This window comes from Porphyromonas sp. COT-290 OH860, from assembly GCF_000768935.1.
Taxonomy (GTDB): Bacteria; Bacteroidota; Bacteroidia; order Bacteroidales; family Porphyromonadaceae; genus Porphyromonas.
In genome coordinates, this window is record NZ_JRAR01000011.1 from 20814 (window position 1) to 31948 (window position 11135).

An 11135-nucleotide genomic window follows, 5' to 3' on the forward strand; every position below is an offset into this window, starting at 1 on the left:
TCTGCTTAATACGAGTAGATAGGTAGCTTATTCCTTGACGAAGCCTCGTGAGCCTTTGAGTATGAAAGGCTCTTGATTCCAGTGAAACTTGGGGTAGCTATCCGTCTGGATCACACGATTGCGCCTCCAGAGTATGCCATCTACGCTCTGTGCAAAGAGGAGCGGCTCATCGAAGGTCATGAATACATTGTCCTCGATGGTGATGCCATTCTTGCCGTCACCGTAGAAGGGCTGACGCTGCTTCTCGAGTTGAGGGATCACGGGGAAGAGCGAGATAGCAGCTTCGGTAAACTGAAAAACACTTGTCAAGACGTCGAGGAATAGGTTGCCTCGGATATGTAAATACTTTGTCTGGCCAGACTCGAACCACTGATTGCAGTCGCTACTCACGAGGATTGCGGAGCCTGAGATATGATCGAATACGTTGTACTCTACCTTGATAGGCTTGGGCGTGTTGAGGAGTGTGCCACGAGCTCGGTTGTGACGGATCGTATTGTCGGCGAAGGTGACACTCGGGGTCTTGCGTAGGTTCTCGATGCCGATGCTATTGCTTGGGTTGAGCTGTCGTGGCAGTTTGTTGGCGAAGCGCAAACGCAGCACCTTAGCCCCTGCTAGTGTAGGCGTGTCTACGGGCTCGATGGCGATGAGCGTATTGCCCTGCCCTACGACCTCGAAGGTAGAGCTAGCGACAAACTGTATCGAGTCGCCTGCCTTGCCCCAGTCCATGCCCCAAGCCTGATTGTGCATATATTGCCCCTCGACGGTGTAGTTGTCCACACGCTTGATGAGCTTGAGGTAGACGCCGTGCACATTGATCGCATCGTCCATCATGCCCTCGAAGAGCCCACGGCGCACGTCTATATGACCGCTACAACCAGAGAAGTGCGTGGCATCGGCTTGCGTCGTGGCATAGCGTGGATCGGAGTCGCCTCTGAGGCGAACGCTGAAGTCATCTAGACTGACGTTGTGCGTGTTTTGAGCTAGAAGACCCATGCCGTCTGCATAGTGTATGTTGATGTTCTCTAGGCGGACGTCCGTATTGTCCGAGAGGAATATCCCGGGATTGGGGCGCTCGTAGGTGCGTAGGGCTAGGACTGTGCCTGCTTTGAGGCGTTCGTCCCGAAAATTGGGAGCCAAGATACGCCCCTCGTCTAGTAGACGGCTCCCCTTGGTCGAGAGGTCAATGTCTGCCGTACGGTAGAGAATACGCTTAGTAGCTCCGTCGAAAGCTATCGCTACGTATGGGCGGTTGCTCCAGTCACGGCCGTAGAACTCTAGCTCCCCCTCGCCTGTCAGTCGCCACTGCGCCGAGCAGATTGGGGCCAGTACCAAGCCGCCTTCGCCTCTATTCTCCTCCACTCGTACATGTGAGAGCTGGGGGTGTCGGAAGTCGATGCGGAAGTTGCGCAGCTCTATGTTGCTACTCTCTACGACAGCGATCGGGAGCATTCGGTCTAGGAATAGGAACTCGGCTCCCATACCCTCTAGGCGCACGTTGTGTAGCTGCTTGAGGTTGATGCCTATTGATCTCAGGGGGGCATGGTCGTGGTTGGAGATATGGTAGGTAGCCACAGGAGCACCATCTTTGGCGAACTCGTACACTCCGGGAGCAAATACTAGCGTAAGGGTATCGCTGGGGCTAGTGGTACGAGCAAGCTCTGCGATAGCTTGGTTGAGAGGGGCGGTATTGGAGTAGCCAGCTTGTGGCTTGACGCCAAAGTCGATGAGGTGTACCACTCGCTCTCGGGCCGAGAGGACGCTGAAGCTGCCAAGTAGAGCCAAGAGGCACCCTAGGGCTGTCAGGAGGTTATGTCGCATACGTTGAGTTTTTAGTCCGAAAGGATACATATCTAACCGAAAGTTACAAAAATACAAAATCCTCACCGAATTTCTTATGCTTCTGCACCACTTTGATATCCCCACTGCTTGCTCCAAGATTTGGCTCGAGGCACTGCCTCCAATGTTGATGAGGAGTAGACCTTGCTTGTGCCTCTCCCCCCAATGAGCTATCGTGACTCTGTCCTCGGAGCCTTGCAGTCCTGAGAGGATAACTGCGCATACGATCGTCTTAGGCTGGCTGATCCTCTCTTTCGTCACTAGACCCAGATGACGGTGATGAGAGGCCATTCCTCTACTTTTTAGTTAAGGAGTGTAAAGGATATATTCAGTGTTTTGGGGTAATAGGGCTGTGGTTTGTAAAGAACAATGGAGTGCGCACAGTAAATTGATGGGGAGATTTTTGAGGATTGGAGGATTAATCCACTACGGTGTACCCACCAATCCCAAAAGATTGATGGGAAGAAATGCCCCCAAGTACCATGTAGTCCCATTGAGAATGAGTAATAGGTTCTATATATGGCTCTTTTATAGTCCCTTGTGAACCCCGTGTTTTAGACGGTTATTCCTGTTCGGTCGAAGCGAGGTGCGTAAACGAGGTCGGACGCAATCTAAGGCCTGCTAGGCCCCAAATAAGCGGTTTGAGGATTTGATAACCGTGGAGCAGGGGTGGATTAGCTAGGAGCCCAAATGTAATCGAGAAGTGTAAAAATTTGCTATTGGCACGCTTGCCGAGATGAGCCTCCGTATGTGTGAACCCTAGTCCTAGGGATATGTGTTACTTTTGTGGTTAGTTATTAAGGAATAAGATTGCCACTGGGCAATGATATATAGGACAATGACAGAAGAAATCAATGGTGCATCGGTCTGCCGATTTGCCGATATAGAAATCTTGCGCTATCGCATCGACGGCTTCGACGCCCTACCTCTGGAGTGCAAACTCCTCGTCTATCATCTGAGCGAGGCCGCCCTAGCTGGGCGAGATATTACGTTCGACCAAAACGGCCGCTACAGCCTACGCCTGCGTCGCTTCCTTGAGGGAGTCTATCAGCACTATCAAGGCGATCGCACGAGTGAGCAGTGGCGTGCGCTAGAGGTCTACCTCTTCCGCCTTTGGTTCTCCTCGGGTATTCATCATCACTACGGAAGTGAGAAGTTCGAGCCCGGGTTTAGCGAGGCCTTTCTGCGTGAAGCGCTCAGCGAGGTGCAAGAGCAGAGAAGCGAATTGCTCGATCTGACGCCCAGTGTGGTGGACGATCTGCTACAAGAAGTCTTTGACCCTGAGCGCTCTCCTAGGCGTACGGTGCAGGACGGAGCGGAGGATCTGCTGAGGGCTTCGTCAGTCAATTTCTACGATGAGGGCATCGGGCAGGCCGAGGCAGAGGCTTACTATGCCGAGCAGGCCGAGCAAACAAGCGAGCAGGACCGCAAGACACCGCCCTCGTATGGGCTCAATAGCCGTCTGGGACGCAATGGCGACGGCCAACTCTATGAGCAAGTCTATCGTATCGGTGGGCTGTATGGCACAGCTCTAGAGCGCATTTGCACGCACCTCAAAGCCGCTCTAGCCTATACGCAGACGGATGCTCAGCGTGAGGCTCTGCTAGCCCTACTCGACTACTACAAGACGGGCAACCTACAGTCCTACAATCGCTTCTGCGTCCTTTGGGTACAGGATACCGAGCCACAGGTAGACTTTATCAACGGCTTCACCGAGACCTATACTGATCCTCTCGGCATGAAAGGAAGCTGGGAGGGACTCGTACACATACGCAACGAAGCTGCTAGTCTACGCACCCGTAAGCTGAGCGAAGAGGCGGCTTGGTTCGAGACGCATGCTCCTATCGATAGCCGCTTCAAGAAGGCTCAGCCCAAGGGCATCACAGCTACGGTCGTTACCGTTGCGATGCTAGCTGGGGATTCCTATCCCGCTACACCGATCGGGATCAACCTACCCAATGCAGACTGGATACGAGCAGAGTACGGCTCCAAGTCTGTTACTATCGACAATATCCACGAGGCCTACCGCCTTGCTTCCAAAGCCAATGGCATGGACGAGGCCTTCATACCCGATGCAGAGGTACGTGCGATGCTGGAGCGCTACGAGGGTATCACAGAGCCGCTACACACAGACCTGCATGAGTGCCTAGGGCATGGCTCGGGGCAGCTACTGCCGGGCGTTTCGCCCGATGCCCTCGGGGCATACGGCTCGACGATAGAGGAGGCTAGGGCAGACCTATTCGCCCTCTACTACATGGCGGACGAGAAGCTCGTCGAGATGGGGCTCCTGCCCGACGGCGAGGCCTACAAGGCGTGCTACTACCGCTATCTGCTCAATGGGCTGATTACTCAGTTCGTGCGCATCCGCCCGGGGCACAAGATTGAGGAGGCGCACATGCGCAATAGGGCGCTCATCGCCCGCTATGTGCTGGCACGATCGGCTGCGGATCAGCAGATTGAGCTGCGAGGGATAGAGCTCATCGTGCATGACTACCAGCAGGTGCGTGCCTCGATAGCCTCGCTGCTGGCCGAGGTGCAGCGCATCAAGAGCGAGGGCGACTACGAGGCGGCTCGTGCGCTCGTGGAGGGCTACGCCGTTAGGGTGTTTGAGGATCAGCATGCCGAGATCCTAGAGCGATATGCCAAGCTGGGCATTGCGCCCTATCGAGGCTTCGTCAATCCACGCCTAGAGTTGGTCTTCGAGGACGGAGGCATTGCCGATGTCGTGGCACACTATGACGAGGGCTATGCCGAACAGATGCTACGTTATAGCCGTGACTATGGGACGCTGCCGAGCGACCCCGTGGCAGTCGAGGAGCTACGCACGCCTCACCCCTCCGAGCAGACCCTAGCCATAGCCAAGGAGCTAAGGGCAGGTCTGCGCACCTCAATGGACGGCGTCATCTCATCGTCTATGCGAGAGAAAGGCTTGCATTATGGGATCAACTTTGGTTTGACACTTGAGTACATTCAGCGTCGAGCGGCTGCTCTGCCTCAGTCCGCCGATTTGGCTCGTTATCTGCTCAGCCGTGATGTACGTGAACTCAAGCTGATCGGTCAGCTCATTTATCCTGCCGAGGAAGTAACGCTGGAGGTAGCGACCTACTTGGCTTCGACTTCTTTCTCCAATCCCGAGCTGAGAGATTGTTTGGCCAAGCATCTACTGGATAGATGTAGCGATGCCCCCAACTGGTCGCTCACTTGGGTGCTGGACGAGGAACATAATTATCAGGATATACTGCCCGTGGGCTTCATCTGTCTGGCCCGATGGATCAGCCGTGGCTGGCAGGTGCAGGGGGAGAGTCTACGCTCTCGACTCATGGCTAGAGCTTTCGCAGCTCTAGAGGCGGAGCAGGAGGCGCACATTATGCCTAGACAGCAGGCAGCGTTGCTGCTCTTGAAGCGTTGGGGGCGTGCAGATGCCGAGGCGAAGGCCGTGATGCTCGAGCGACCAGAACTCAAAGCATGGGTGGAGTCTTCGGAGCCAATCTACCGTGAGTTTGCCGACGATCTGCTCTTTGAGCTGAACTTCGAGGCCTAGTGATTGGCTGGATAAAAGAAAATGGACGGGGCTCTACTCCGAGAGCCTCGTCCATTCTGTTGTTCGACCGATGAGTGATACGCCTATGAAACCACGAACCTTTAGGTTGCCATTGGCTCCAGCAGTGTAGTAAGTGCCGATCAGTCTGTCGGCTTCTTGTTGTCCCCAAGCCAGCTGTACTGTGAGCAAGGTCACGAGGGCTAGGGCGATCAATCTTTTTATTCCGTTACTTGTATTTAGTTGTCCGAGATCGGGATCGTCGGGTCTACCTTGCGCAGTGCCGCCAGTGCTGCATGTGCCGCCTCTTGGTGCGCTTCTTTTTTATTGCTACCACGGCCAGAGCTGATGCGTTTGCCATCGATGTAGACTGCACAGACGAATAGTCCGCCCGAGCGTTTAGGCTCTTGGAGCATCTTGAAGTCTAGATCGAGGTGGTGCTGCTGCACCCACTCGAGCAGGAGTGACTTGTAGTTGGTCGTCTGCTCTACTAGGCTATCCTCGAGCTCTTGGAAGAGTGGGAGCACCTTCGTCAAGACAAACATCTCGGCTTGTAGATAACCTTGATCAAGGAATATAGCGCCGATGAGCGCCTCTAGCGTATTGCCGTAGGTATCGGGGCTAAGCCTCTGACCCATCTCTCTATTGTAGCGGAGCATCTTATGCAACCCCATACGTTTGGCCACAGCATTGTTTACGGCACGTTTGACCATAGCACCACGTCGTTTGCTCAGCTCGCCTTCGTTCCAGTGGGGATAGTTGAGGTAGAGATGATGACTTACAGCCGTAGCGAGTACCGAGTCGCCCAGATACTCCAGACGCTCGTTGTTGATCCTCTGCCCGGCCTCGTCGGTCAGAGAGCAGGAGCTATGCGTGAAAGCTAGCTGGTAGTAGCTGATGTTGCGGGGCTCGAAGCCCAATACTTCACCTAGACGAAGCAAAGGCTCCTCGGAGCATAGCCCGAGGAGCCTTTTGGCTCGTTCGATGATATTACGAATCATGCTGATAACAGACATGAGCAATATAATCTTATGTAAGGCTTAACCTTTGTACTTCTTGAAGATCACGCTCGCATTATGTCCGCCAAACCCGAAAGTATTGGATAGCGCCACATCAACGGTACGTTTCTGCGCTTGATTGAACGTAAAGTTGAGCTTGTAGTCGATCTCTGGGTCGCAGTCGTCGTCGGCATGGTTGATCGTAGGAGGAACGATGTCTTCCTCTACGCTCTTGATGGCTATCATCGCCTCGATAGCACCGGCAGCACCAAGGAGGTGACCTGTCATACTCTTAGTCGAGCTGATGTTTAGCTTGTATGCATGCTCACCGAATACGTCCTTGATCGCCTTAGTCTCCGAGATATCCCCTACGGGGGTAGAGGTTCCGTGTACGTTGATGTAGTCTACATCCTCGGGCTTGAGGCCAGCATCCTCGAGAGCATTGCTCATAACGAGCTTAGCTCCGAGACCCTCTGGGTGAGTCGCCGTCAGGTGGTAGGCATCGGCAGAGAGGCCTGTTCCTACGAGCTCGGCGTAGATGTGTGCGCCACGCTCGAGTGCATGCTCCAGCTCTTCGATGACCATACATACACCGCCCTCACCCATTACAAATCCGTCACGGCTCGCCGAGAATGGGCGAGAAGCGCGCTCGGGCTCGTCGTTGCGTGTAGATAGGGCGTTCATCACGTTGAAGCCGCCAATACCAGCAGCACAGATAGATGCTTCTGCTCCACCAGCTACGATCACCTTGGCTTTACCTAGGCGAATGAGGTGGCACGCATCAATCAGAGCATTGGTACTTGAGGCACAAGCAGACGCAGTAGAGTAGTTGGGTCCGTGGAAGCCATACTTCATAGATACATGACCTGCAGCAATATCCGAGATCATCTTGGGAATGAAGAATGGATTGAATCGGGGACCCGACTCGGGGTTGTAGTCACGCACTTCCTGCTCGAAGGTCGTTAGACCACCGATACCAGAGGCGATGATCACGCCCACCTTAGTCTTGTCTACGGCATCAAGGTCGAGCTTAGAGTCTACTAGACACTCATCGGCTGCGATCATCGCAAACTGGGCGTAGCGGTCTAGCTTACGCGCCTCTTTGCGATCTATATAGTCATTCACATTGAAGTCCTTCACCTCGCAAGCAAAGTGCGTCTTGTGCTTGCTAGCATCGAAGAGTGTGATGGGCGCAGCCCCGCTCTTGCCAGCCTTGAGGGCTTCCCAAGTCTCGGGAGCTGTCTTACCCAGAGGTGAGATAGCTCCTAGACCTGTGATGACTACTCTCTTGAGTTCCATATCGGGAGAGAGGATTAGTTCTGCTTCTTCTCGATGTAGTCGATAGCGTCGCCTACAGTCTTGATCTGCTGAGCGTCTTCATCGGGAATTGACATGCCGAATTCCTTTTCGAAGTCCATGATCAGCTCCACAGTATCTAGAGAGTCTGCACCTAGGTCGTTTGAGAAGTTTGCTTCACGAGTTACTTCAGATGCTTCGCAGTTTAGCTTCTCTACGATGATCTCTCTTACCTTTTCTTCAATCTGTGACATAATCTTCTTTAGTTTTGAGTTTATAATTTACTATATTAACTTTACTTTTGGATGTCCATTCGGCTGATTGCTTCCGCATTCAACGGAGCACAAATTGCACACGAATGGGTTATTTGTGCACAAAGATACTTATTTTTTATGAATAAACTAGCTATCCTTGCTTCTGGCAGTGGTTCCAATGCCGAAACCATAGCGAAGTACTTCGCCAATCACCCCTCAATCCGAGTAGTGTGTATCCTGACTAACCGTGCCGATGCAGGGGTTATCGCTAGAGCCGAACGTTTAGGGATCTCTTGCCACTACTATAATAATGTAGAGATGCGCTCGGGCGATGCGCCCCTCCAGCTCCTAAGAGAGCTCGGAGTTGATCTAATTGTGCTAGCAGGTTACCTCTGTCTGATGACATCGCCTTGGCTTGTAGCCTATCCCAATCGCATCATTAATATACACCCAGCACTACTACCCAGCTATGGAGGTAAGGGTATGTATGGGCACCATGTGCACGAGGCAGTCTTGGCTGCTGGCGAAGAGCAATCGGGTATCACGATACACCTCGTGGATGAGGAGTACGACCACGGCCGACATCTGCTGCAGGCGACTTGCCTTGTACGCCTCGATGACACAGCCGACACCTTGGCTAGTCGCATTCATACGCTGGAGCATCGCTTCTATGCCCCCACCATCGAGCAGTATCTCACCCAAGATCTCTAGCTAGTCAAGCTAGACCTTAGGACTTCTCCCTCGAGGACGATCGGTAATAGCCGTCGCCTTTGAGGGATTTTTATTTGGATCAAGTCTTTCTTCTCTATGGTTTTGGGGAGGTTACAGCCTCTTCCTATCAACATCGGTAGCACCCGAGTTTTTAGTTCCCAGATAGCCTCTAGGCTTGTACACAACCGTTAGGTCGGGGAGCATATCACAACTATCTATTACTCTATAGATTTTATCGTTTTTTTTACGTGGATTTGGTTGACTAAATTTGCGTGTAATTAATTAGCATATTAGAATACACATATATAGGATAGAATGAAAGCAACAATAATCTATCATAGTCGTCGGGGGCGAACTGCTGGTTATGCTCGAGAGATGGCTATGCATCTGTGGACTCAGGGAGTGAGCGTCAAGTGCTGTGCTACTGCGGACTTCAAACCAGAGATGCTGGACGAATGCGATCTCCTGCTGCTGGGTTGCTGGACCAGTGGCTGGTTCGTGATCAACCAATATCCCAATCATCGATGGGTTACTTTCGCCAAGCAGCTCCCAAGTCAACTCCCGAAGCATCTTTTGCTCTTCTCAACGTACAAGTTTCGTACCGGAAGCATGTTTCGGGGTATGAAGAAGCATCTAAACTTACGTGACGTTGGGCAAATTGCTACGCTCCAGTCGAAGACAGGCTTCCTAAGCCCAGAAGACAAGCGACTACTAGACCAATATGTAGCCCAAATTAGACAACAGCAATAATACGAATCGTTCATTTATTAACTATAAATCAGAAGTTTTATGGAAACAAAAAACAAACTGACCACAGCTGCAGGTGCTCCCGTTGCGGACAACCAGAATGTAGCTACCGCAGGCAGGCGTGGCCCAATGCTCCTGCAAGACATTTGGTTCATCGAGAAACTCGCCCACTTCGACCGTGAGGTGATCCCCGAGCGTCGTATGCACGCCAAGGGCTCGGGAGCTTTCGGTAAATTTACCGTAACTCACGACATCACCAAGTACACTCGTGCCGCTATCTTCTCCGAGATTGGGAAGGAAACTGAGCTTTTCGTCCGCTTCTCTACGGTTGCTGGCGAGAGAGGTGCAGCTGATGCCGAGCGTGATATTCGTGGTTTTGCGATGAAGTTCTACACCGAGGAGGGCAACTGGGATCTCGTTGGCAACAATACTCCCGTATTCTTCTTGCGTGATCCACTCAAGTTCCCCGACCTCAACCATGTGGTTAAGCGTGATCCCCGTACGAATATGCGTAGCCCGCACAACAACTGGGACTTCTGGACCCTCTTGCCCGAAGCTCTTCATCAGGTGACTATCACCATGAGCGATCGTGGAATTCCCTACTCCTATCGCCATATGCATGGCTACGGTAGTCATGCATTCTCAATGATCAATGCTCAGGGCCAGCGCACATGGGTTAAGTTCCACTTCCATACTCAGCAGGGGATTAAGAACCTGAGCGATGCAGAGGCCGAAGCCATCATAGGCAAGGATAGAGAGAGCCACCAGAGAGATCTGTACGAGAGCATTGAGCGTGGCGATTTCCCTCGCTGGACGATGAAGATACAAGTTATGACGGAGGAACAGGCCAAGAATATGCCTTACAATCCTTTTGACTTAACCAAGGTGTGGTCACAAAAGGAGTTCCCACTCATCGAGGTTGGTGTCTTGGAGCTTAATCGCAATCCGGAGAATTACTTTGCCGATGTAGAGCAGGCTGCCTTCAATCCTGCTAACGTAGTACCCGGGATTAGTTTCTCTCCCGATAGAATGCTTCAAGGTCGTCTCTTCTCCTATGGAGATGCTCAGCGCTATCGTCTAGGGGTCAATCATCATCAGATCCCAGTGAATAAGAGCCGTTGCCCATTCCTTAATATGTATCACCGAGATGGAGCGATGCGTGTGGACGGCAACTATGGATCTCGTCTTGGCTACGAGCCTAATAGCTACGGACACTGGCAGGAGCAGAATGAGTACAAGGAGCCACCTCTAGAGCTGGACGGAGCTGCCTACCAGTGGGACTTCCGTGAAGATGACTGTGACTATTACTCTCAGCCTCGTGCACTCTTCCGTCTGATGACCCCAGAGCAGCAGCAGGTACTCTTCGATAACACCGCTCGTGCCATGGGTAATATCCCTATCGAGATTAAGGTGCGCCACATCAGTAACTGTGCTAAGGCTGACGAGGCGTATGGACGTGGTGTAGCGAAAGCTCTAGGGCTCAACTTCGACGAGCTACAGTTAGCCTAGGGGCTGATTCATAACTAAAAAAGGAAGCAGATGCAGCATCTTTGGGGGAGCCCGATGTGCTACATCTGCTTCTTCTTTTGTGTAGGAGGCTCGTCAATATGCAAGGCCTCGTGGCTGCGTTCGTTTGCTTTTAGTCCATGTGAGTTCTTTATGAGACTATTGCGCAATGAACCCCTTCGCTGCTTCAGTTCTCTAGAGTCATTTTTTGCTACTTGAGGCAGTGTTTTTCAACTTGGGTATCCTCCC

Annotated in this window: 9 protein-coding genes; 4 read left to right on the plus strand and 5 right to left on the minus strand. The window is 52.4% G+C overall.

Annotated elements, in window-relative coordinates; translation table 11 throughout:
• Positions 1 to 27: 27 nt before the first annotated feature.
• Positions 28 to 1818: a hypothetical protein gene (locus tag HQ41_RS01595; RefSeq protein WP_044187016.1), complete on the minus strand. Its 1791-nt coding sequence runs from the start codon at positions 1816 to 1818 to the stop codon at positions 28 to 30.
• A gap of 856 nt (positions 1819 to 2674) precedes the next feature.
• On the opposite strand from HQ41_RS01595, the gene HQ41_RS01600 reads away from it, so the two are divergent.
• Complete coding sequence (locus HQ41_RS01600) at positions 2675 to 5377, plus strand: dipeptidyl peptidase 3 (protein ID WP_235316874.1); 2703 nt, start codon at positions 2675 to 2677, stop codon at positions 5375 to 5377.
• Positions 5378 to 5410: 33 nt separating this feature from the next.
• Here the strand turns inward: HQ41_RS01600 and HQ41_RS09830 are convergent, their stop codons facing one another.
• Genes HQ41_RS09830 through HQ41_RS01620 form a run of 4 tightly spaced genes read right to left on the minus strand, consistent with a single transcriptional unit; the run spans position 5411 to position 7922 of the window.
• Positions 5411 to 5590, minus strand: a complete 180-nt coding sequence (locus HQ41_RS09830; RefSeq protein WP_044186990.1) for a DUF2147 domain-containing protein — start codon at positions 5588 to 5590, stop codon at positions 5411 to 5413.
• Between the two features lie 23 nt (positions 5591 to 5613).
• Positions 5614 to 6390 (minus strand): ribonuclease III, encoded by a 777-nt coding sequence (rnc, locus tag HQ41_RS01610; protein WP_235316876.1) that lies wholly within the window; start codon positions 6388 to 6390, stop codon positions 5614 to 5616.
• 24 nt (positions 6391 to 6414) lie between these two features.
• On the minus strand, positions 6415 to 7671 hold the full coding sequence (gene fabF / locus HQ41_RS01615) for a beta-ketoacyl-ACP synthase II (RefSeq protein WP_044186994.1): 1257 nt from the start codon (positions 7669 to 7671) through the stop codon (positions 6415 to 6417).
• Between the two features lie 14 nt (positions 7672 to 7685).
• A complete protein-coding gene (locus HQ41_RS01620) occupies positions 7686 to 7922 on the minus strand; it encodes an acyl carrier protein (protein ID WP_044186997.1) in 237 nt (78 codons plus the stop codon).
• Positions 7923 to 8060: 138 nt separating this feature from the next.
• On the opposite strand from HQ41_RS01620, the gene HQ41_RS01625 reads away from it, so the two are divergent.
• From HQ41_RS01625 to HQ41_RS01635, 3 genes are all read left to right on the plus strand, one after another.
• Positions 8061 to 8633, plus strand: a complete 573-nt coding sequence (locus HQ41_RS01625; protein WP_044186999.1) for a phosphoribosylglycinamide formyltransferase — start codon at positions 8061 to 8063, stop codon at positions 8631 to 8633.
• Between the two features lie 315 nt (positions 8634 to 8948).
• Positions 8949 to 9383 (plus strand): hypothetical protein, encoded by a 435-nt coding sequence (locus tag HQ41_RS01630; RefSeq protein WP_044187001.1) that lies wholly within the window; start codon positions 8949 to 8951, stop codon positions 9381 to 9383.
• Between the two features lie 39 nt (positions 9384 to 9422).
• Positions 9423 to 10889 carry a catalase gene (locus HQ41_RS01635; RefSeq protein ID WP_044187003.1) on the plus strand — a complete coding sequence of 489 codons (1467 nt, stop codon included), beginning with the start codon at positions 9423 to 9425 and terminating at the stop codon, positions 10887 to 10889.
• Positions 10890 to 11135: the final 246 nt, after the last annotated feature.